The 21,580-nt window shown below is 73.3% G+C and carries 23 protein-coding genes; 5 read left to right on the forward strand and 18 right to left on the reverse strand.

The window, feature by feature from the left end:
- The first annotated feature begins 64 nt into the window (after positions 1-64).
- Entirely contained in the window at positions 65-1,450 is a 1,386-nt protein-coding gene (locus L1857_RS27375; protein WP_116113919.1) for a hypothetical protein, read from the forward strand.
- Positions 1,451-1,483: 33 nt separating this feature from the next.
- Here the strand turns inward: L1857_RS27375 and L1857_RS27380 are convergent, their stop codons facing one another.
- Genes L1857_RS27380 through mftA form a run of 9 tightly spaced genes read right to left on the reverse strand, consistent with a single transcriptional unit; the run spans position 1,484 to position 10,822 of the window.
- Positions 1,484-2,599, reverse strand: coding sequence for an NDMA-dependent alcohol dehydrogenase (locus L1857_RS27380; protein ID WP_094007575.1), 1,116 nt, complete (start codon positions 2,597-2,599; stop codon positions 1,484-1,486).
- A 41-nt stretch (positions 2,600-2,640) separates the two neighbouring features.
- Positions 2,641-3,318 carry a mycofactocin biosynthesis peptidyl-dipeptidase MftE gene (gene mftE, locus L1857_RS27385; protein WP_249466677.1) on the reverse strand — a complete coding sequence of 226 codons (678 nt, stop codon included), beginning with the start codon at positions 3,316-3,318 and terminating at the stop codon, positions 2,641-2,643.
- A complete protein-coding gene (gene mftF / locus L1857_RS27390) occupies positions 3,315-4,673 on the reverse strand; it encodes a mycofactocin biosynthesis glycosyltransferase MftF (RefSeq protein WP_249466680.1) in 1,359 nt (452 codons plus the stop codon). The genes mftE and mftF overlap by 4 nt, the downstream gene beginning before the upstream one ends.
- Positions 4,670-5,455 (reverse strand): mycofactocin-coupled SDR family oxidoreductase, encoded by a 786-nt coding sequence (locus L1857_RS27395; protein ID WP_249466682.1) that lies wholly within the window; start codon positions 5,453-5,455, stop codon positions 4,670-4,672. Before L1857_RS27395 ends, mftF begins: the two co-directional genes overlap by 4 nt.
- A 38-nt stretch (positions 5,456-5,493) precedes the next feature.
- Positions 5,494-7,419 (reverse strand): mycofactocin system FadH/OYE family oxidoreductase 2, encoded by a 1,926-nt coding sequence (locus tag L1857_RS27400; protein WP_249466685.1) that lies wholly within the window; start codon positions 7,417-7,419, stop codon positions 5,494-5,496.
- Positions 7,416-9,224 (reverse strand): mycofactocin system FadH/OYE family oxidoreductase 1, encoded by a 1,809-nt coding sequence (locus L1857_RS27405; RefSeq protein ID WP_249466688.1) that lies wholly within the window; start codon positions 9,222-9,224, stop codon positions 7,416-7,418. Before L1857_RS27405 ends, L1857_RS27400 begins: the two co-directional genes overlap by 4 nt.
- A complete protein-coding gene (mftC, locus tag L1857_RS27410) occupies positions 9,221-10,429 on the reverse strand; it encodes a mycofactocin radical SAM maturase (RefSeq protein WP_116111356.1) in 1,209 nt (402 codons plus the stop codon). The genes L1857_RS27405 and mftC overlap by 4 nt, the downstream gene beginning before the upstream one ends.
- 22 nt (positions 10,430-10,451) lie before the next feature.
- A complete protein-coding gene (gene mftB / locus L1857_RS27415; RefSeq protein ID WP_116111357.1) occupies positions 10,452-10,733 on the reverse strand; it encodes a mycofactocin biosynthesis chaperone MftB in 282 nt (93 codons plus the stop codon).
- Positions 10,718-10,822 (reverse strand): mycofactocin precursor MftA, encoded by a 105-nt coding sequence (gene mftA, locus L1857_RS27420; RefSeq protein ID WP_094007552.1) that lies wholly within the window; start codon positions 10,820-10,822, stop codon positions 10,718-10,720. The genes mftB and mftA overlap by 16 nt, the downstream gene beginning before the upstream one ends.
- An 85-nt stretch (positions 10,823-10,907) precedes the next feature.
- On the opposite strand from mftA, the gene mftR reads away from it, so the two are divergent.
- Positions 10,908-11,504 carry a mycofactocin system transcriptional regulator MftR gene (mftR, locus tag L1857_RS27425; protein WP_094007551.1) on the forward strand — a complete coding sequence of 199 codons (597 nt, stop codon included), beginning with the start codon at positions 10,908-10,910 and terminating at the stop codon, positions 11,502-11,504.
- A 4-nt stretch (positions 11,505-11,508) separates the two neighbouring features.
- Here mftR and L1857_RS27430 read toward each other — a convergent pair whose 3' ends face one another.
- The 9 genes from L1857_RS27430 to L1857_RS27470 all read right to left on the reverse strand — a co-directional run bounded on the left by L1857_RS27430 (position 11,509) and on the right by L1857_RS27470 (position 17,855).
- On the reverse strand, positions 11,509-11,892 hold the full coding sequence (locus L1857_RS27430; RefSeq protein ID WP_116111358.1) for a hypothetical protein: 384 nt from the start codon (positions 11,890-11,892) through the stop codon (positions 11,509-11,511).
- Between the two features lie 3 nt (positions 11,893-11,895).
- Entirely contained in the window at positions 11,896-12,528 is a 633-nt protein-coding gene (locus tag L1857_RS27435; RefSeq protein ID WP_116111359.1) for a TetR/AcrR family transcriptional regulator, read from the reverse strand.
- Positions 12,529-12,805: 277 nt separating this feature from the next.
- The gene (locus tag L1857_RS27440) at positions 12,806-13,675 is read right to left on the reverse strand and encodes an NUDIX domain-containing protein (RefSeq protein ID WP_116111360.1); all 870 of its coding nucleotides are present in this window, start codon (positions 13,673-13,675) and stop codon (positions 12,806-12,808) included.
- A gap of 12 nt (positions 13,676-13,687) precedes the next feature.
- A complete protein-coding gene (locus L1857_RS27445) occupies positions 13,688-14,623 on the reverse strand; it encodes an ROK family protein (RefSeq protein WP_116111404.1) in 936 nt (311 codons plus the stop codon).
- A gap of 14 nt (positions 14,624-14,637) precedes the next feature.
- Positions 14,638-15,018, reverse strand: coding sequence for a hypothetical protein (locus L1857_RS27450; protein WP_094007547.1), 381 nt, complete (start codon positions 15,016-15,018; stop codon positions 14,638-14,640).
- Positions 15,015-16,157, reverse strand: coding sequence for an ArsA family ATPase (locus tag L1857_RS27455; RefSeq protein WP_249466691.1), 1,143 nt, complete (start codon positions 16,155-16,157; stop codon positions 15,015-15,017). Before L1857_RS27455 ends, L1857_RS27450 begins: the two co-directional genes overlap by 4 nt.
- Positions 16,158-16,170: 13 nt before the next feature.
- Entirely contained in the window at positions 16,171-16,614 is a 444-nt protein-coding gene (locus L1857_RS27460; RefSeq protein WP_094007545.1) for an SRPBCC family protein, read from the reverse strand.
- Positions 16,615-16,641: 27 nt separating this feature from the next.
- The gene (locus L1857_RS27465; protein ID WP_116111362.1) at positions 16,642-17,433 is read right to left on the reverse strand and encodes a metallophosphoesterase family protein; all 792 of its coding nucleotides are present in this window, start codon (positions 17,431-17,433) and stop codon (positions 16,642-16,644) included.
- Between the two features lie 20 nt (positions 17,434-17,453).
- Entirely contained in the window at positions 17,454-17,855 is a 402-nt protein-coding gene (locus tag L1857_RS27470; protein WP_094007543.1) for a polyketide cyclase / dehydrase and lipid transport, read from the reverse strand.
- 113 nt (positions 17,856-17,968) lie between these two features.
- Between L1857_RS27470 and L1857_RS27475 the strand changes: the two genes are divergently transcribed.
- From L1857_RS27475 to L1857_RS27485, 3 genes are read left to right on the forward strand one after another with little or no spacing between them, the layout of a single operon-like run.
- Complete coding sequence (locus L1857_RS27475; protein ID WP_094007542.1) at positions 17,969-19,765, forward strand: AMP-dependent synthetase/ligase; 1,797 nt, start codon at positions 17,969-17,971, stop codon at positions 19,763-19,765.
- 21 nt (positions 19,766-19,786) lie between these two features.
- Complete coding sequence (locus L1857_RS27480) at positions 19,787-20,563, forward strand: MEDS domain-containing protein (RefSeq protein ID WP_240323253.1); 777 nt, start codon at positions 19,787-19,789, stop codon at positions 20,561-20,563.
- Positions 20,560-21,465 carry a sensor histidine kinase gene (locus L1857_RS27485; protein ID WP_249466694.1) on the forward strand — a complete coding sequence of 302 codons (906 nt, stop codon included), beginning with the start codon at positions 20,560-20,562 and terminating at the stop codon, positions 21,463-21,465. The genes L1857_RS27480 and L1857_RS27485 overlap by 4 nt, the downstream gene beginning before the upstream one ends.
- The last annotated feature ends 115 nt before the right edge of the window (positions 21,466-21,580 follow it).

A 21,580-nucleotide genomic window follows, 5' to 3' on the forward strand; every position in this document is an offset into this window, starting at 1 on the left:
AACCGGTGGCAGGTTCGTGCCGTGGCGGCACCAACGCCCGGCTGCTCCCCCGACACTGGCGATCATGGACAAGCCCGCCGATCCACTGGCCGTGACGCTCGCGAACGCCTCGCTGCTCGGCGCCGGATACCTGATGCTCGGCCGTCGGCGGCTCGCGGTCCTCACCGGCCTGGTGACGATCGCGCTGGTCGCGGTCCTCGCCCTGGCGGTGCGGACCGTGTGGTTCGAGATCGTCGTGCTCGCGTGGTGGGCGGCGATGACCGGGCACGGCTGGTACCTGGCGCGCCGGGCCGATCGCCCGCCGAACGCGGCCCGGCAGCGGCTGATCGGCCTCGCCGTCGCGCTCCCGGTGCTGCTGGCCGCCGGGCTGCTGCGTTTCGACGCGGCCCGCATCGAGGGCGACGCCACCGAGGCGCACGGCCGCGGCGACTGCCCGGGCACGCTGGCCGCGCTCGACGGGCTGTGGGCCGGGCACACGCTGGCCGACGCGCCACTGACCGTCCGCGCCGCGGAAACCACCCGGGCCTGCCGTCTGCTGCTGGCGGCCGAAGCCCAGCTGGGCAAGGCCCTCGGCGGCGATCCGGCGAACCTGGAGCGCGCGTTCGCGACCCTGGTGGAGGTGCGCGGGATCCCGGGTCAGGACCAGCGGATCCGGGAGGTGCTGGACCGCTTCACCGCTCGCCTGCCCGTCCCCGACCCGTGCGACACCGCCGCGATCACCGACTGGTTGCGGCAGGGCGTCCGCGGCCCCGTGCTGGACCACGCCGCTGCCGTGGTCCCCCGGGTCGCGCCCGCCGCCCTCGCCGGATGCGCGGACCGGCTGATGGCCGCGAACGACTGGCCGCGGGCCCGCGACCGGTACCAGCAGATCGTCGACCAGTACCCCGGGCACGAGCTGACCGCGCGGGCCGGTGACGGCGTCACCCGCGCCACCCAGGCGATCGAGCTGGCGAACGTGCGCAATCTGCTGGAGGTCTCCTACCCCGGCGCCGAACCCGAGTACTGCGACCACCCGGCGCCCTACAGCGCCGCGGCACCCTACGGCGACGGGCCGAACCGGGCGCTGGTCTTCGGCGACGACGAGCACCTGAGCCGGTTCCCCGCGGAGTGGCGGGCCGGTGGCCCCACCGACGCGGTGGCGGTGATCTGCGCGGGCACGACGGACTACGGCGCACAGGTGCGGTCGTGCCCCTACGAGTCGGGACTGAGCCCGTACGGCTACCAGGACGTGTCCTTCCGGAAGATCGCGATCCCGGTGCGCGTGTACGAGGTGAAGACGGGGCGGCTGGTCACCGACACCCGGGTGGAGATCGGCGGCGCCTCCTGCCCGCCGGTGCTGCACTACCGGACCTACATCGACCTGGCGGTCGACATCCCGCCGAGCCAGGTGTACGTGACGCCCTCGGACGCCGACGTGCGCGCGGCGTTCCAGCCGCTGGTCGACCCGTGAGGGCGGGCAGGCCCGCCCTCACGGGGAACGCACTCAGTCCGCCGAGTGCATGAGCACGCCGCGGATGTTCTTCCCGTCGCGCAGATCCTGGTAGCCCTCGTTGACCTCTTCGAGCGAGTACCGCTTGGTCACCAGCTCGTCGAGCTTCACGTGGCCGGCCTGGTACAGGCGCAGCAGGCGGAGGATGTCGTACTGCGGGTTGGCCGAGCCGAACAGCGTGCCCTTGACCGTCTTCTCGAACAGGGTCATCACGCCGCCGGACAGGTGCACCGTCAGCTTCTCCGGGTTGGCCAGGCCGGTGATCACGACCGTGCCGCCCTTGCCGACCACGTTGAACGCGTCCGTCACGACCTGCTCGTCGACCGTGCCGACGGTGATCAGCGCCTGGTCGGCCATCTGGCCCCAGGTCAGCTCGGCGACCTTCGCGGCGGCCTCGTCCGCCGAGGCGAACGCGTGGGTGGCGCCCAGTTCCATCGCCTTCTCGCGCTTGAAGGCGACCGGGTCGACCGCGATCACGTTCGCGGCACCCGCGTGCGCGGCGCCCTGGACGGCGTTGATGCCGATCCCGCCGATGCCGTACACGACGCAGGTGTCACCCGCGCGGACGCCGCCGGCGTAGTTGGCCGTGGCCCAGCCGGTCGGTACACCGCAGCCCACCAGCACCGCCGTCTCCAACGGCAGCCAGTCGTCCACCTTGACCACCGAGTGCTCGGAGATCGTGGCGCGCTCGGAGAACGTGCCGAGCATGCACATGGCGCCGTAGTCGGTGCCGCCGCGGTGGAAGCGGAAGGTGCCGTCGGGCATGTGCCCGTCGAGGATCGTCGCGCCCATGTCGCACAGGTTCGAGCGGCCAGTGGCGCAGTAGCGGCAGTGGCCGCAGTTCGGGATGAAGCTGCACACGACGTGGTCGCCCGGCTTGACCTTGGAGACGCCCGGGCCGACGTCTTCGATGATCCCGGCGCCCTCGTGCCCGCCCACGATCGGGAACCGCGGCACGAGGTCGTTGTCGATCAGGTGCAGGTCCGAGTGGCACAGGCCGGCGGCCGTGTACTTGATCAGAACCTCGCCTTCGCGTGGACCGTCGAGCTCGAGTTCCTCGATCTCGAACGGCTTGCCCGCGGAGTGCAGGACTGCGGCCTTGGTCTTCACACCGATCACCTCTTTGTGACAGGGGTCTCATGCACCGACTGCTACATGATGCCATCTCTGGCAAGCGCCGCGGCAGCTTCAAGTAGAGCGTCCGTCCATCGACTGAGGGTGGCGCGCCCCGCTTCCGCGCTCGCCCCCGCGGGGTCACCCAGCACCCCGTTCGGACTCACCCCACGCACACCTTCGTCACGCAACCGTCCGATGAGTTCCGGCAACGGCCGCGTCTGGCCGGGCTCGAACCGGTTCGTGCGCACGGCTTCCGGCCGCAACGCGAGCATCACCGACGTCTCCAGCCGCCCGGCGTGCGTGTCGTCGGCCGGGCCGTCCGGGCACCACGCGCGCACGTTCCGGCCCTCGTAACGCAGTTTCGCCACCGCGCGGCGCAGCGGGAACGCGTTGCCGCCGTGCGCGGACACCAGCAGCACCCCGGCGAAGGCGTCCGCGGACCGCACCAGCTCGACCACGAGGAGTTCGGTGGCTTCCTGACCGATCGAGAGCGTACCGGGAAAATCGGCGTGCTCCCCGCTGGAGCCGTAGGGCAGGGCGGGCGCGACGACGACCTCCGGCCGGGCCGCGCCGAGGCGGCGGCACAGCTCGGCCGCGATCTCGGTGTCCACCGTGTACGGCAGGTGCGGACCGTGCTGCTCGGTGGCGCCCAGCGGCACGGCCAGCAGGCGGCGGTCGCCGAGTTCGGGCCAGGCGAGATCGGCGAGGTTCATAGCCGTTTTCCCGGCCAGTTGGAGAGATCGGGAATCAGCGGGCCGGGTTCGTCCTCGCGCAGGCAGCCACGCCACACCCCGGCGCCGTAGGCGAGGTCGTCGGCGGCGCGGGCCAGCAGCCACCGGAGCGGGTCGATGTCCGGCCGGGTGCGGGCCCAGTCGAGGAGGTGCCGGGCGTAGGCCAGGGCCAGGACGCGGCGGCCGCGCCGGGACAGCGCCAGCGACGGGATCGCGGCCGGGCCCCACGCACGGGTCAGGGCGTCGGCGAGGAAGCGGCCCGCGGCGACGTGCCCGCGCAGGGCGATGCCGAGCGCTTCCTTCGCCGGCACGTCGAGGGGTTTCAGCTTGCGGGGCAACAGAGCGGCGGTGCCGAGTGCGATCGCGACGCCGGTCTTCGGCCGTCCGGCGGCGAGCGCGAGCCAGGCCAGCGCGGTCCAGCCGGACACCCGCACCGGCGCGAGCGCTCGCCGCCCATGCCGTTTCGCGAGTGGCGCGGCGGAGGTGCCGTAGTTGTACCGCTGTTTCAGCCAGGCGCGCCAGGTGGTGCGTGGTTCGTGCTCCACTTCGGACTCCGGTTCGTAGCGCACGGAGCCGCCGGCATCGACGAGGCGCCAGATCAGGTCGACGTCCTCGCCGAACCGCAGGTCCTCGTCGAAGCCGTGGATCGCCTGCAGCGCCGAGGTGCGCACGACGAGTGCGGCGGTGGGCAGGTAGGTGATGCGGCCGCGGGGGCGGACCTGCGCCGGGATGGCACCCATGTCCAAAGAGGACTGAAGTTGTTCGTAGCGGGACAGGGCTTCCGGGCCGGGCGCGCTGCGCACCCGCGGCGCGACGGCCACCACGGCGGGGTCCTGGAACTGCGCGAGCAGCGGCCCGAGCCAGCCCGGTGCGGGCCGGGTGTCGGCGTCGAGGAAGGCGACCAGCTCGGTGGTGACCTTGCGCCAGCCGGTGTTGCGGGCGGCGGCCGGGCCACGCGGGACGGGATGCCGGTCGACGGCGTGCGGCACGGGCACGGCGGACCCGTCGTCGACGACGAGCGTCTCGCGGACGTCGGCCAGGCGCGGGAGGAGCCCGGCGAGGCGGTCGGCGTGGTCGCGGACCGGGACGACGACGGTGACGTCCTGCGGGGTCAGGTGCGCCTCGGGGTAGGTGGGGTGGACCATGCCGGCGAGGACGAGTTTGTCCGCGAGCCGCCGGTGGTGGGGCTGGTCGCCGACCGCCGCGCCGGCCGCCCACTGGGCGAACAGGCGCGCCCCGGCGGCGGAGAGCTTGATGACGCGCAGGGGCGAGCCCCCGAGGAGAACGCGCCCCCCGGCGACGGCCTTGGTGGAGGGATCCAGGTGGAGCACCGTCATGCCGTGAAACCCCCGTCCGCGTGGAGCACCGTGCCGGTGATCGCGCTCGCGTCGGGGCCGCACAGCCAGCACACCGCCGCGGCCACCTCGTCGGGTTCCAGCAGGCGCTCGGCGAGCTGGTGCTGCGCGAACTCCTCGACGTCGTCCAGTTCGTACAGTTCGGCCGTCGCCTCCAGCATCGGTGTGCGCGTCGAGCCCGGGGAGACGGCCGTCGCGGTGATGCCGGTGCCGCGCAGGTCCGTGGCGAGGCCCCGGATCAGCCCGACGACCGCGTGCTTGGCCGCGTTGTAGCCGGCCAGCCGCCACAAGCCGGTGTGCCCGGCGGCCGAGGCGAGCGCGACGAACCGTCCACTGCGCGGCCGCGGGCGGCGCAGCAGGGCCGGCACCGCCGCGCGGGCCAGGTGGAAGACGCCGTCCACCCCGGCGCCGAAGAGCGATTCCCATTCGGAATCGGTGGTCTCCCACAGCGGCCGCCCACCGGCCATGACCGCCGCGGCGGCGACCGCCGCGTCCAGCCCGCCGAACTCCCGCTCGGCGACGCCGACGGCCGCGTCGAGAGCCCGCTGGTCCCGCACATCCCCGACGACGTCGATCACCTGGGCCGGCCATTTCGCGGCGACCTCGGCGAGCTGCTCCCGACGCGCGAGCGGATAGCCCAGCCCGGGCAAATCCTCGGCGACGTCCACGGCGACCACCCGCCAGCCCTCCCCCGCAAGCCGATGCACGACGGCCGCCCCGATCCCGCGCCCGGCCCCCGTCACCACGGCGACGCGCGGGGTCACGTGATCATCTCCACGCGGGGAGCGTGCCACTTCAACCGTCACAACGACACCCCCACCCGATACCCCTCCACCACCGCCGCGTGCGCTCGCCTCGGCGTGACGCAGTCCCCCACCCTCAACACGCGAAACGGCGCCTCCCGCAGGGCGTGCCACAGCGTGTCCTCCGGTTCCTGGTGCGTCGCGCACACCACCCAGTCGCAGCGGGCCTCCCTGGTCTCGCCGGTCGTGTGCTTCAGCATCCGCAACGCCACGCCCCCATCCTCCGTCGCCGCGGCGGTGAGCACCATCTCGTCCGTCCGCTCCGCGATCCCGAGCGCGTGCGCCCGCCGTGCGAACAGCTCCCGGTCCAGCGTGAGCCCGAGGTCCTGCCCCACCACCATCCCCGGCGTCGACACCGTCACCCGGCACCCCCGCGCGGCCAGCAGCTCCGCCACCGACGTCGCCGGGTGGAAGCCCACCTCGTCGATCACCACCACCTCACCCGACGGCGAAACCCCGCCCAGCACCTCCCGCGCGTGCACCACCCGCGGCGATACCGCCCACTCCGGCAGCACCGGCCGGGCCCCCGTCGCCAGCACCACGGCGTCCGGCGCCTCGTCCAGCAACACCGCAGGCGTCGCCGCGCACCCTGTCGTCAAGTCGACACCCGCGCGCCGGCAGTCGGTCAGCAGGTTGCGCACCAGGTCCCCCAGCTCGGCCCGCCCCGGCGCGGTCGCCGCCAGCGCGATCTGCCCGCCCGGCTCACCGCGCTCCAGCACCGTGACGTGGTGTCCCCGCTCCGCCGCCGTCGCCGCCGCCGTCAGCCCCGCCGGGCCCGCGCCGACGACCAGCACCCGCTTCGGACGCGGCCCCGGCGGCGGCAGCGGCACCGCCTCCCGCCCGGCGCGCGGGTTCTCCACGCACCCCAGCCACCGGTTGAGTCCCATCCGCCCCACGCACTCCTGGTTGCAGGACAGGCACGTCCGCACCTCCCGCCCGGCCCGCGCCTTCGCCGCGAACGACGGGTCGGCAATCTGCCCGCGCACCACCCCGACCAGGTCGCACCGCCCTTCAACCAGCGCGCGCTCGGCCTCCTCGGGCGACTTGATCCGCCCGATGCCGACCACCGGCACCGGCACCGCCCGCCGCAACGTCTCGGACACCGGCAACGCGTACCCGCGCGGCACCGCCATCGACGGCTCGACCAGGTACAACGTCGAGGTCGCGACCCCGATCGAGGTGTTCAGGTAGTCGATTCCGGGCGCGATCATCCGCGCCACCTCGACCGCCTCGCCGAGCGTGATGCCGCCCTGGACCAGGTCGTCGCCGGACAGCCGCACCCCGAGCGCGCGGTCCGGGCCGATCGCCGCGCGCACCGCCGCGATGATCTCGAGCAGGATCCGGGCCCGGTTCGCCAGCGGCCCGCCGTAGTCGTCGGTGCGCATGTTCGTCGCGGGCGCCAGGAACCCGCGCACCAGCGACGACTGCGAGCACTGGATCTCCACGCCGTCGAACCCGCCCGCGGCGCAGTGCCGCGCGACCCGCCCGAACCCGGCGACGACCTCGGCGATCTCCGCGGCGGACATCGCCTTGGGCACCTCGCGGAACAGCGGATCCGGCACCGGCGAAGGCGCCCACACCGCGCGCCGCGTGTACCTCGACGACGCCTGCCCGCCGTTGTGGTTGAGCTGCGCGAAGATCGGCACCCCGTGCGCGTGCACCGCGCCGGTGATACGGCGGTAGCCGGGCACGACCTCCGGCCGGTACCCGTGGATCACCTTCTCGTAGGGCCAGTCCGAGGGGTGCACCACGTGTTCCTCGGTGATGATCAGCCCGGCGCCGCCCGCGGCCCGCTCGGCGTAGTACGCCGCGTGCTGCTCGGTGGGCAGGTTGCCGGTGGCGTAGTTGGTCAGGTGCGCGGCGAACACGATCCGGTTGCGCACCTCGACCGGCCCCAGCCGCAACGGCTCGAACAGCAGGCTCACAGCGCCACCGCCGCCCGGCGACCGTCCAGAACGGCTTCGTGGATGGTCCGGGGCGCCACCGCGTCACCGACCGTCGTCCCGGACAGCGCGGCATCCGGCAACCGGTGTCCACAATGGATCACGACACCACACGGCAGCTCCCGGCGTTCCCCGGTGAGCACGTCCTCCACCACCACGTGATCCCGGCGCACCACGCGAAGACGCGACCGCTTGACGAGCGTGACCCCCGCCCGTTGCAGACGCGCGTTCACCCCGGCGATGTCGCGCACCTGCGTCGCGATCACCGGATCCGGGCCGGCGATCGCCACCGGACGCGCGGCGGCCAGCAGTTCCGCGACACCCGCGCCGGTCCAGTCGCCGAGCGGATCGTGCACCACGACCGGCCCGTCCGGCAGCGTCGCACCGTCCAGCACGGCAACCACATCGAGCACGCGACCGCCCTCGACGGCGTAGTCACGCGGGCCGGGCCGGCTGCCGGTCGCCACGATCACCGGCCGCCCGTCCCCGGCGCGGGTCTCCACCCCGGTCGAGATCCGCACACCCAGCCGCCGGACCTCGGCCTCCAGCCAGTCCACCAGTCGCGCCAGCCGGTCCCGCCCGGCGAGCCGCGCCGCGACGCGCACCATCCCGCCGAGCCGGTCGGCCCGCTCGGTCAGCTCGACGTCGAACCCCCGCAGCGCGAGCACGCGCGCGGCTTCCAAGCCGGCCGGCCCGCCACCGACCACCAGCACTTCCCCGCCACCCGCGCCGGCCACGAGGTCCTCGGTCTCGTGCCCGCTGCCCGGTTCGCCGATGCAGCTGACGATCGGGTTGCGCGGGTCCCGCACGCGGCAGTTCTGGTTGCACAGCACGCACGGCCGCGGCGCGGTCCCCGCCCGCAGATGCCGGACCAGGTCCGGATCGGCGATCTGCGCGCGGGTCATCTCGACCAGCCCGGCGAACTCCAGCGCCCGCTCCGCGAGTGCTGGATCGACCACGCTGCCCTGGCACACCGTCAAGGTCCGCCCGGACACCGTCCGGCACAGATCGAGGTTGAACCCCGGTTCCGTCCGCAGATCGGGCCGGGCATCCGCGAACGCCGAACCGCGCACCGGCACCAGGTAGTCGATCCCACCGGGCACGGGAGCGGTCTCCGGCGTGATCCCGCCCCACGGCGCACCCTCGTCGCACGCCAGGCGCAGCCCGAGGATCCGGTCCCCGATCGCCTCCCGGACCGCCGCCAGCACCTCACACAGCAACCGCCCCCGGTCACCGTAGGCGTCCGTGCGCCGGTTGGTCAGCCCGGAACAGAACTGCCGCAGCAGCGAGTACTGGCCGGCGTCGATCTCCACACCGTCCACACCGGACCCAATGGCCAGTGCGGCCGCGGCGCGGAACCCGTCGACCACCGCCGCGATCTCCGGGCCCTCCATCTCCATCGGCAGTTCCCGGCTCACCGGATCCGGCACGCGCGACGGTGCCCACAGCGCAGACTGGTGGTAGGCCGACGAGCCCTGCCCGCCGGCGTGCCCGAGTGACGCGATCACAAGCGTCCCGTGTGGACGGCAGGCGTCCACGATGGACGTCCAACCAGGACCACACGAAGCGGCCAGCGGGGCACGCTCGTACGGCCAGTCGGAGGGATGCACGCTCGCCGTCTCGGTCACGATGACCCCGGCGCCACCCTCGGCCCGCCGCCGGTAGTAGGCGACGTGCCGGTCGGCGAGCGCCCGGCCCCGAGCCAGGTTGGTTTCGTGCGGACCGAAGAGGACCCGGCTCGGGGCGGTGCCGCCGCCGACCCGGACGGGGCCGGCGAGCCTGCTCATCGCGCGGGCTGGAACCCCGCGAGCGGGCTGGTGTCGCAGGCCCGGTCGGGCCGGGTGCCGCCCTCCGGCGGGCCGAACCCGATGCTGACCGGCACCTTGCCGGTCTTGCGAGCCTGGCGGGTCGTGCGGTGCGAGTGGTCGATGTGCGAGCGCGGCGCCGCGCTGACCCCGGCCAGCGCCAGTTCGCCGTGTCCCTTCACGCATTCCGGGTCCGGGCCGTCCAGCGGCAGCCCGGTGAAGAACTTCGCCGCCATGCACCCGCCCTGGCAGGCGTCGTAGGCCGAGCACGACGTGCACGCACCGCCGATCTGCGGGCCACGCAGCCGCTCGAACAGCTCGGAGGTCCGCCACACGCCGGCGAACCCGCCCTCGTCGCGGACGTTGCCGGCGAGGAACTCCTCGTGGATCGCGAACGGGCAGGCGTAGACGTCGCCGACCGGGTCGATCAGGCACACCACCCGTCCCGCACCGCACAGGTTCAGACCGGGCAGCGGGTCCGAGCCGAGCGCGTTGAGGTGGAAGAACGAGTCGCCGGTGAGCACCTGCTCGCCGTTGGCGACCAGCCAGTCGTAGAGCTGCAACTGCTGGTCGGCGGTGGGGTGCAGCTCGTCCCAGGTGTCCGCGCCGCGGCCGGACGGGCGCAGCCGTGTGATGCGCAGCTGGGCGCCGTAGGTGTCGGCGATCGCCTTGAACTCGTCGAGCTGACCGACGTTGTGCCGGGTCATCACGACGGAGAGCTTGAAGCCGCGGAACCCGGCGTCGGACAGGTTCCGCATCGCCCGGATCGCCGTGTCGTAGGAACCCGGGCCCCGGACGTGGTCGTTGACCTCGGCGGTCGCGCCATCGAGGGAAATCTGCACGTCCACGTAGTCGGTCGCGGCGAGCCACCGCGCCCGCTCCGGGGTGAGCTTGACGCCGTTGGTGGAGAACTTGACGCCCACCTGGTGGTCCACCGCGTACTCGACGAGCTCCCAGAAGTCGGCGCGCACAGTCGGTTCGCCGCCGCCGATGTTGACGTAGAAGACCTGCATGCGCTGCAGCTCGTCGATGACGGCCTTGCACTCCGCCGTGCTCAGCTCCCGCGGATCCCGGCGGCCCGACGAGGACAGGCAGTGCACGCACGAGAGGTTGCAGGCGTAGGTCAGTTCCCAGGTCAGGCAGATGGGCGAGGTCAGCCCCTGCTTGAAGTGTTCGACGAGCTTCATCGCACGCCCTTCTCGTCTGCGGTCAGCGCGGTTCGATCGTGCCGTTCTCGGCCAGTCCCGCCAGCGCCGTCAGGTAGGCCGGACGCTGGTCGTCCGGGACGCCGGCGGCGTCGAGGGTGGTGTGCACGTCGGGCTGGTCCCCGAGCGTGCGCACCACCTCGACCAGGATCTTCGTCTTCAGGAACGCCAGCCTCCGGGTGCCGAAGTCGTAGGCGAGCGCCCCGAACGGTTCCGGCCGCAACGCGACGCGCGGGGAGCACCGGTAGGCCTGGTCCGGATCGAACACGGTCAGTAGACGCCGCACATGCCGTCGATGGAGACCTCTTCGACGAGCAGGTCCTCCTCGACGAGCGAGTCCTCCGCGGTGGGGGAAACATTCTTGCTGTCGGACATGGGATGCTCCCTTCGGCGATCCGGCCGCTCCGGTGCGGCCGCGCTTCTCGGACGATAATGGCACCCAGTGCCGAATGGAAGAGGGATGACCGAAAAGGCGGAGCCGGCGCCCAGGGCGGGGCGCAAGCCGATCACGTCGCGGGCGGAGGTCGAGCACGTGGCGTTCGAGCTGTTCGCCACCCGCGGCTTCGACCGCACGACGATCGACGACATCGCGAAGGCCGCCGGCATCGGGCGGCGCACGTTCTTCCGCTACTTCCCGTCGAAGAACGACATCGCCTGGGGCGACTTCGACGGGCAGCTGGACCGGATGCGCAAGCGGCTCGCCACCTACCCGCCGGACCGCCCGCTGCCCGGTGTGCTGCGCGAGGCGCTGGTGGACTTCAACCGGGTCGACCCGGACGAGGCGGTGTGGCACCGGCAGCGGATGGAGCTGATCCTGACCACCCCGGCGCTGCAAGCGCATTCCACGCTGCGGTACGCGGACTGGCGGCAGGTGATCGCGGAGTTCGTCGCGGACCGGCTCGGGGTGGACGCCTCGGCGCTCGCCCCGCAGACCGTGGCCTACACCGCGCTGGGCATCGCGCTGGCGGCGTACGAGCAGTGGCTGCGCGACCCGCGGGCGGACCTGGCCGATCTGATGGCCGCCGGAGTGGACCAGCTGACCGCGGCGCTGACCTGAGTGGTCAGCGGGGCAGGCGGAGGAACTCCGTGGCCCGGTGCCACACCTCGCGCAGGTCCGGATCGCTCGCGGTCCACGTCGTGGAGCGGATCTCGCCCCGCCCGCGGTAGGTCCGCATGATCCGGCGGTGCACGGGCAGGCCGACGAAGCCGCGCATGGCGTCCTCGCTCCGCCACAGTGAGACCGAGCCGGTTCTGCGCCGCGAGGGTTCGGCCCAGAGCCAGTGCCCGACCGCGCCGTCGAGGGCCGGCCACAGGCGCGCCAGCTGTCTGCCCGCGCGGTAGATCCCCGGCAGGTCGCGCAGCCGGTCGGCGGTGAAGCCGGTGACGCTGACGAGCACGAGCCCGCTCGCGGTGGCGGGCCCGGGTGTCCACGAGGTGCGCAGCACGGTTCAGTCCTCCGGCAGGGTGGCGGGATCGGTGGCCAGGGCGCGCAGCCGCTCCAGGACGGCGCGGCGGGCGCGGGCGTAGGTGACCTCGTGCCCGACGAGGCGCGAGTGGATCACGGCCGACTCGCCGAGCGCGTCGATCTCGTAGGCGAGCTGGTCCGGGTCGGCGTCTTCGGTCAGCTCGCCCAGCGCGATCGCCTCGTCGACGAGCGAGCGGATGAACGCGAGCCAGTCGTGCAGCGCCTGCGCCGTTTTCGCCTGGACCGCGCCGGGCCGGTCGTCGAACTCGGTTTGCGCGGCGAGGAAGAAGCACCCACCGGGCAGCACACCGCCGGCGTAGAAGGCCATCCGCGCCTCGTGCAGCGCGAACACCCGCCGGATGCCGGGCGGCGTGCGCAGCGCGGGTGCCATGACGCGGTCCGTCCACTGGCGGCGCGCCTGGTCGATCGCGTCGAGCTGCAGGTGCTCCTTGTCCTTCCAGTGCGCGAACAGCCCGGACTTGCTGGTGCCGAGGTGCTCGGCGAGCCGCCCGAAGGTCAGGCCGTCCAGCCCGTGCACCGAGGCCAGAGCCACCGCCGCGTCGAGCACCGTCTCCCGGGTGCGCCGCCCGCGCTCGCGCCGCCGATCGATGTGCATGGGACCGACCGTACACTAGAAAACCGATCGGTCGGTCTTATTTCTCAGTGACGTGGTGGGCCGCGGATGGCACCTGGCGGCCGCTCCGGGGCTGAGCACGAAGATCCATCGTGCGGTCGATGGGCGCGGGTTGCCGATGCGGGTGCTGCTTCCCGCGGCGGGCGTCCTCCCGCTTCCGATGCCGAGGCCTACCGGCAGCGGAACGTGGTCGAACGCCGCTGCAACCGGCTCACCACCGCCGCCATCGTCCTCTGGCCCCGATGACTTAGGACACTCCCTAGTCCGCCACCAGGCCCAGCAGCTTCGCCGGGCCCAGCACGTTCGCGCCCTCGGCCTCGACTCGGGAGCGCAGCTCCCGGTCCGCCGTCACCACCACCACGTGGTCCCGCGGCCGGGCGTCCCGCGCCTTGCGGACGCTCTCCACGATCTGCGAGTCGCCGTCGCGGACCGCGGCGATCACCTCCACGTCGTCGGCCGGGGACACGTCCCGGGCCTGGCCCTCGACGACCATCTGCACCCGCGGCCACCACGACCACTCCGCCCCGCCGAGCCCGACGTCCGCGCTGCGCACCCCGTCGCGCACCAGCCCGGACAGCCGGTTCCGCAACCGCTCCGCCGCGCCGGCCCGGTCCCGCCACCAGCCGTCCGGCCGGGACCCGACCACGTTGGCCGCGTCGACCACCAGCACCAGCTCGCGCCCCAGCTGGGCGTGCAGCGCCGGCCACGCGGCGGCGAAATCGGCGTGCAGCGGGAACGACCCGACCTCCTCCGGCGGCACCCACCGCAGCTCGGCGCTCTCCTCGTCGACCACCCGCTCCCGCACCGGGTGCCGGGTGTTCGCGAGCACCGTCGTGTAGCTCCAGCCGCCGTGGTCGACCACCGACTCCGCGGTGGGCCGCACCGCGCCGACCGGCACCGCGGCCTCCTCCTCGGCCTCCCGCGTCGCCGCCTCGCGCGCCGACTCGTGGCCGCGCCGCGCGCCGCCCGGCAACGCCCACGTCCGGCCGTGGTGGGTCCACCAGGCCCGGTGCTGCAGCAGCACCCCCCGCTCGGGATCGGTCAGCAACAGGCCGGCGGCGCCGAACAGGCCCCAGTGCCGATGGCCGCGCTCGCAGTACACGAAGCCGTCGCCGTCATCAGGGGTCATCAGTCCAGCTTGTCATACCGCCCGGGCTTCGAGCGCGAGCGCGGCGGCCCCCACCAGGGCGGCGTCGTCGCCCAGCTGCGCGGTCCGGATGCGCGCCAGCGGCCGGTGCCTGCCGCCGGTGATCGCGGCCGCGTAGTGCTCACGAGCCTCGTCGAGGAACAGCGGCGCCGACTCCGACACCCCGCCGGCGATCACCACGATCTCCGGGTCGAACACGTCCGCGACCAGGGCCAGCCCCTCACCGAGCCACTTCGCCAGCTCGGCCACCGCCCGCTGCGCGACCGGGTCGCCGTCGCGCGCCGCCCCCGCCACCCGGCGCCCGGTCAGCGCGCCGGGGTCCAGCGCGATGTCCCGGGACAGGATCGTCGAGGTGCCCGGATACCGGGCCAGCAGCTCGATCGCGGTCGCGGCCAGCGCCGTCCCGCTGCAGTAGCGCTCCCAGCAGCCGTACTTGCCGCACGGGCACGCCCGCCCGTCCGGCACGACCGTCAGGTGCCCCAGCTCCGGCGCCACCCCGTTCGCGCCGCGGTACAGCTGGCCGTCCAGCAGCAGGCCCGCGCCGATCCCGGTGCCGATCGCCACCAGCGCCGCGACCTTGGCTCCACGCGCCGCGCCGAAGCGGTGCTCGCCGACCGCGGCGGCGTTGGCGTCGTGCTCCAGCGTCACCGGCAGCCCGACGCGCTTGGCGATCCGGTCCGCCACCGGCGCGTTCCGCCACGCCAGGTGCGGCGCGAACATCACGGTGCGCCGGTCGTTGGCGACGAACCCGGCGACCGCGAGACCGACCCCGGTGACGTCCCCGTGCCGGTTGCGCAGCTCGTCGATCACACCGGTGATCGCGTCCTCGAGCGCGTCCTCGGCGCTCGGCGTGCCCGCCCGCGCGGTGTCCAGGATCGAGCCGTACTCGTCCACCACCCCGGCACGGACACTCGTGCCGCCGACGTCCAGGCCGATCGCACGCACTAGCCGTCCCGCCACTGGACCGGGATGCGCTGCACCCGGCCGGACTCCGGCCGCGGCCGCGGCGGCGGCTGGAAGCCGGGCATGTGCACGCCCTCCTGCGGCTCCCACCGGTCGGCCAGCACGGCCCGCAGCAACGCGATGATCTGCGCCGCCTGCTCCAGCACCCGAGCCACGAACTCGGGCTTCTCACCGCGCACCACGGCGACGATCGCGCACAGCGGGCACCAGCCGCAGTCGCCGTCGCCCTCGGGCGTCTCGGGCTTGCCGTGCCCGGCGGCGACCACGCCGTCCAGCCACGGCGCGGCGCGTTCGGCGACCATCTCGACGAGCAGCCGGATCTCCTCGGCCAGGCTCGCCGCGGTCACCCCTTCGGTCGTCATCCGTCCTCCCCCGGCTTGGTCAGCGAGACGACGAGACCGTCCGCATCGGACTCGGCACCGGTGATCCGGCACGGGCGCAACGGTTCCGGCAACGCGACCAGGCGGCGGAACCCGTCCACGGTGACGGCCAGGTCGTCGTCCACGCGCGCCAGGTCCAGCTCGGCGCCGCGGTCCAGCGGCAGCGCCAGCCGCAGCCGGTACCCACCGTCCACTTCGGTCACGTGCAGCAGCGGCGCGGACCCGGAACCGTTGCCCGCCAACGGATCCCGCTCGCCGTACAGCTCGGTGGCGATCTCGCGCAGCGCGGGCAGCCCGACCGGTTCGGCTGCCCGGTGCTCGACCCGGGCCAGCTCCCAGGTCAGCTCGCCGAGCACCTCGTCCTGCTGGCGGCGGCGGGTGCGCATCCAGTTCGCCGCCGCGCCCCGCCACACGCCGGGCGCGGGCATCAGCCGGTTCACGATCAGCCCGTCGACGCGGATGCCGCGCAGCGCCAGCGAGCTGAGCGTGCGGCGCGCCTCGGCGACCACGACCCGCTCCGGCGTCAGCACCAGCCGCACGGTGGTGACGGCCGGATCGGTCAGCAGGTCACGCAGGGCGGACACGTGCGCCGCGAGGTCGCGGACCGACCGGGCCAGATCGCGCGACCCGGTGAGCGTGAGCTGCCAGCCGAACACCTTGTCCAGGTACCCGGAAACGGCCTCGGGAAGCGCGAGCAGCCGCAGGGTTTCCGCGGTCGGCCCGCAGTCCACCACCACGACGTCCCAGCGGCCGGCCTCGGCCAGCCGCTGCACCTCGGTCAGCGCGAGCAGCTCGTCCACGCCCGGCAGGACGCTCAGCTCCTCGGCGTCCAGCGCGTCCACCCCGGCGCCGGCGAGCGCGCCCTTGAGCCGGCCGCGCAGGTCCTGCCAGATGTCGTCGACCAGGCCGCGCGAGTCGACCTGCGCCCCGTGCAGCCGGGTGTCCACGTCGGACGGTTCGCGGCCCAGGCGCTTGCCGAACGCGTCGCCCAGCGAGTGCGCCGGATCGGTGGACACCACCAGCGTCTTGTACCCGCGCGCGGCCAGGCCCGCCGCCGTCGCCGCGGCGAGCGTCGTCTTGCCGACGCCTCCCTTGCCGGTGAACAGCAGCAGCCGCGTCATCGCCGCCCCGCCCTCAGGCGAGGTCCTCCACGCGGCGCTTGAGCTCCTTGAGCGCGGTGTCCATGACCATCTTCTCCGCCTTGCGGCGCAGCAGCCCGATCATCGGCAGCACCAGCTCGACCGACAGCGTGTAGGTGACCCGGGTGCGGCCCTCGCCGACCGGGACCAGCTCGTAGCGGCCGTCCTGCGCCTTCTGCATCTGCCCGCGCACCAGGTGCCAGCTCACCGAGCGGCCGTCGGCGGCCCAGTCGTACTCCAGCGTGTAGACGTCCTTGATCGGACCGGCGTCCAGGGTCAGCTTGACCTGCTTCGCGCGGCCGGTGTCGTCGGTGGCGAGCACCTCGGTCTCCCGGACCTGCTTGGCCCATTCCGGGTACGACGCGAAGTCCGCGATCACCGCCATGACCTTCTCCGGCGGCGCGTCGACCTCGATGGACTGCGTGGACTGGTCGGCCATGGCGGAGAGGTTACCGCCTGTCCCGCGTCACCACCGCAGGACGTGCGGGCGCTCGGTGACCTTGAAGTGGCCGACGTTACGGCATTCGGTGCGGCCGACCCGCAGCCTGGCCGACAGCGGCTGGTGCACGTGGCCGAACAGCGACCACCGCGGCTGCTCCGCGTAGACCAGCGCGCGCAGGGCCGACGAGCCCAGTTCGTGCCGCCGCGCCACCACGTCGTAGGTCAGCTCGGGCAGCGCGGGTGGCTGGTGGGTGCACAGCACGTCGATGTCGGTGAGCTTGCCGACGGCCGCGTCGAACTCCTCCTGGGTGCGCAGGTAGGGCCGCCACACCGGGTTGGACCGGCGGATCGTGGCCCCGGCGGGCAGCACCACCCCGCCGGCGAAGCCGAACCGCAGGCCGCCGATCTCGACGACCTCGCCCTCGACGAGCCGCACGTCGTCGCCGGCGAACTCCGGCCACAGGTCCGGCGAGTCGACGTTGCCGGCGATCGCGTAGGTCGGCGCGGTCATCGCCGCGAACATCGCGGAGTACTGCTCGCGGACGGCCTCCTCGACGGCGGCGGCCGGGTCGTCCAGGCTCGACCACAGGGAGCGCGAGAAGGCGATCGACTCCTCGCGGGTGCCCTCGCGGCGCAGCCGGGCGAACGTGGCGACCTTCTCCGGGCCGAACAACGTGCCGAGGATGCCCCGGTCGTGCTGGTGGTAGTCGACGAAGTCGAGCAGATCGCCGAGGACGATCAGCGCGTCCGCCCCCTCACCGGCCCGGGCCAGGGCCTCGGTGTTGCCGTGGACGTCCGAGACGACATGAACGCGCATGATGCCCCAGTTTAGCGACGCTAAGAAGTCCTCGGGGGCACGCCGGGCTCGCGGCCGTCTTCGAGGATCTCCTTCAACCCCAGCGCCACGGCCTTGGCCGCGCGGGCTCGCCGGTCGAACTCGCGGCGCAGCCGGCGCGGGCTCATCTCCGCGGCCGGGCTCGCGCGCAGGAAGTAGTGCAGCAGCGTGCCGTCCAGCGTGCGCTCCAGCCAGACCTCCATCGTGCCGACCAGGGCGCCCCGGACCGTCCAGCGCAGCCCCTCGTCACCGCGGTCGGTGTAGACCTCGAGCACCAGGTCGGGCCAGTACCGCCGCCACGCGGCCGGGTCGGCGAACACCGCCGCCACGGTGGCGGGCGGCACCGCGAGGAACGTCTCGTCGACGATGTCGATGCTGGGCGGCGCACCGTTGAGCGTGCTCACGCCGAGCAGAATGTCATGCCCGTGTTACCGCCGGTCCGCCCCCTTGGTCGTAAGGTGTCACCGACGCTAAGTTGTGACTGGCGAGTAACACCCCTGAACCACGGAGGTCCACCGTGCGCGAGTACAGCGCCCCGGCAGTGCAGCCGGTTGCCGATGACGAGAACCTCGCCGACATCGTGTGGGCGAACGCCGAGCGGTTCCCCGACGCGATCAGCTTCCGGCGCCAGGTGGACGGCTCGTGGCTGGACGTCACCGCCCGCGAGTTCGCCGCCCAGGTCATCGGGATCGCCAAGGGCCTGGTCGAGGCCGGGATCGAGCGGGGTGACCGGGTCGGGCTGATGTCCAAGACCCGGTACGAGTGGACGCTGATCGACTTCGCCATCTGGGCCGCGGGCGCGGTCACCGTGCCGATCTACGACACGTCCTCGCCCGAGCAGGTCGCCTGGATCCTGTCCGACTCCGGCGCCAAGGGCGTCTTCGTGGAGACCAGCGAGCACCTGGCCGCCGTCGACGAGGTCCGCGACCGGCTGCCCGACCTGCGGTACACCTGGCAGATCGAGGCGGCCCGGCCCGCGGTGGACGAGCTGACCACGCTGGGCGCCGACGTCGCCGACGACACCGTGCACGAGCGGCGCCGCCTGGTGCGGGCCGGCGACCTGGCCACCATCGTGTACACCTCGGGCACCACCGGCCGCCCCAAGGGCGTCGAGCTGACCCACCGCAACCTGCTCGCCGAGATCCGGGCCGACATCAACGCCTTCCCGCAGCTGATGGAGCAGGGCAACTCGCTGCTGTGCTTCCTGCCGCTGGCGCACGTGCTGGCCCGCGCCATCGCCGTCACCGCCGTCACCGCGCGCGTCACGCTGGGCCACACCTCCGACGTCAAGAACCTGGTCGCCGATCTGGGCACGTTCCGGCCGACGTTCGTGGTGGCCGTGCCGCGCGTGTTCGAGAAGGTCTACAACGGCGCGAAGCAGAAGGCCCACTCCGAGGGCAAGGGCAAGATCTTCGACGCGGCCGAGCAGGTCGCGGTGTCCTACAGCGAGGCGCAGGACACCGGTGGCGCCGGGCTGGGGCTGAAGGCGCGGCACCTCCTGTTCGACAAGCTGGTCTACGGCAAGCTGCGGGCCGCGCTGGGCGGCCGCTGCATCGCCGCGGTGTCCGGTGGCGCGCCGCTGGGCGCCCGGCTGGCGCACTTCTTCCGCGGCATCGGCGTGCCGGTGTTCGAGGGCTACGGCCTGACCGAGACCTCGGCCGCGGCGAACGTGAACACCCAGGACGCGTTCCGCGTCGGCACCGTGGGCCGCCCGGTGGCCGGCACCTCGGTGCGGATCGCCGACGACGGCGAGGTCCTGCTCAAGGGTGACGTCGTGTTCGGCGCCTACTTCAACAACGAGACCGCCACCAAGGAGGCGCTGGAGGACGGCTGGTTCCACACCGGCGACCTCGGCGAGCTCGACGACGACGGCTTCCTCAAGATCACCGGGCGCAAGAAGGAGATCATCGTGACGGCGGGCGGCAAGAACGTCGCCCCGTCCGGCCTCGAGGACACCATGCGCGCCCACCCGCTGATCAGCCAGGCCATGGTGGTCGGCGACCAGCGCCCGTTCATCGCCGCGCTGATCACGATCGACGAGGAGTTCTTCCCGGCCTGGAAGTCGCAGAACGGCAAGCCCGCCGACGCCACGGTCGCCGACCTGGCGCAGGACCCGGACCTGATCGCGGCCGTGCAGGGCGCCGTGAACGAGGCGAACAAGCAGGTCTCGCACGCCGAGTCGATCAAGAAGTTCGTCATCCTCGGCAACGACTTCACCGAGGCCGGCGGCGAGATCACGCCGAGCCTGAAGCTCAAGCGCAACGTGGTGACCAAGAACTACGCCACGTTCATCGAGAGCCTGTACCAGAAGTAACGAGACTACTACGCTGTGTCAGTGCTGCACGATCACCGGTGCTGGGCCTTCGAGTCCGCCGACGAGTTCCGGGCCCGCGCGCGGGAGTTCCTGCGCGACGGGCTCGCCCAGGGCACGCAGGTCTGGTTCGTCGCGCCCGGCGAGCCCGAGCTCGACGGGCTGGACGAGGCGTTGCGCACCGGCGCCGCGCGCGTCGTCTCGCTGGACGACACCTACGCCGTGGGCACGGTGGTCGATCCGGACGAGCAGACCCGCAGCTACGCCGAGGCGACCGAGGCCGCGCTCGCGGCGGGTTACACCGGGTTGCGGGTCGCCGCGGACTGCACGACGCTGGTGGCCACACCCGAGCAGCTGGACGCGTTCGCGCGGTACGAGCACACGGTGGACCGGTACGCGGCCGCGGGGACGTTCTCGGCGATGTGCGGGTACGACCGCGGCCGGGTCGACGACGAGGCGGTGGCGAGGGTGGCGTGCCTGCACCCGGTGGGCAACGCCGATCCCGGGTTCCGGCTGTTCGGCTCGGCTTCGGCGGCGGCCGCGCTCGCCGGGGAACTGGACCTCTACACCGAACAGCTGCTGGCCGAGGCGTTGCGGCGGGCGAACCCGCGGCCGGTCGACGGCCGTCTGGTGCTCGACGTGAGCGGTCTGCGGTTCGCCGACTACCGGAGCCTGACCCGGCTGGCCGAGCACGCCGCGAGCGAGGGTGCGACACTGGTGTTGCGCGATCCCTCGCCGGCCGTCACCCGCCTGGTCGAAGTGCTGGGGCTGCCGTCGGTGCGGGTGGAGGGGGTCGCGTGAGCGCGTTCGTGCACCCCGCGCTGTTCTACCGCTCCGACGAGGAGTACCTGGACACGCTCGTCCCGTTCGTCACCGACGGTCTCGCGCGGCGGGAACCGGTCGCGGTGGCCGTGCCCGGCGACCGGCTGCGGGTGCTGCGCCCGGCGGTCGGCAGCGACGACGTGCTGTGGCTGGACATGAACGAGGCCGGCCGCAACCCGGGCCGGATCATCCCGACGGTGCTGCGCCGGTTCGCCGACGCGCACCCGGACCGGCACGTGCGCATCATCGGCGAACCGATCTGGGCCGGCCGTTCGGCCACCGAGTACCCGGCGTGCGCACAGCACGAGGCGCTGATCAACCACGCGTTCACCGGCCGGGACGTCACGATCGTGTGCCCCTACGACACGGTGGCCCTGGAACCGGACGTGGTCGCCGACGCCAGGGCGACGCACCCGGAGGTGTGGGAGGCGTCGCGGCGGTACGTCAGCGGGGAGTACGCGCCGGACGACGTCGTGTCGCGCTACAACCAGCCGGTGCCCGCGGCGGCGCCGGTCGTGTTCCCGGTGACGGCCGACGCGGAGGTCCGGCAGGCCCGGCGCTGGGCGGCCGAGCAGGCGCGACGCCTCGGCCTGGACGACGACCGGCTGCCGGATCTGGAGCTGATCGTCACCGAGCTGGTGACCAACAGCCTGCGCCATGCCGGCGGCTCGTGCCGGGTCGAGCTGTGGCCCGCGGACGGCCACGTGTGCTGCGCCGTCCACGACGACGGTCACCTGGCGGACCCCCTGGCCGGACGGCACCCGCGCCCCCACGGCGAGCCGGGCGGGCGGGGCCTGCTGATGGTGCACCAGCTGGCCGACCTGGTGCGCACGTACACCCAGCCCGGCCGGACGACGCAGTACGCGCTGCTGCGCTTGTAGCCGGCGCGGCGATGGTGCAGGCGGTGCACCGCGCACGCCGCCGCGCGCAACCTCGGGCCGCAGCCGGCTGCCGGCAAGGCGGCCACCCCGCCGCTGCACGCCGCCGGTGAACCCA

The organism is Amycolatopsis thermalba, assembly GCF_023376025.1.
Classification (GTDB): Bacteria; Actinomycetota; Actinomycetes; order Mycobacteriales; family Pseudonocardiaceae; genus Amycolatopsis_E; species Amycolatopsis_E thermalba.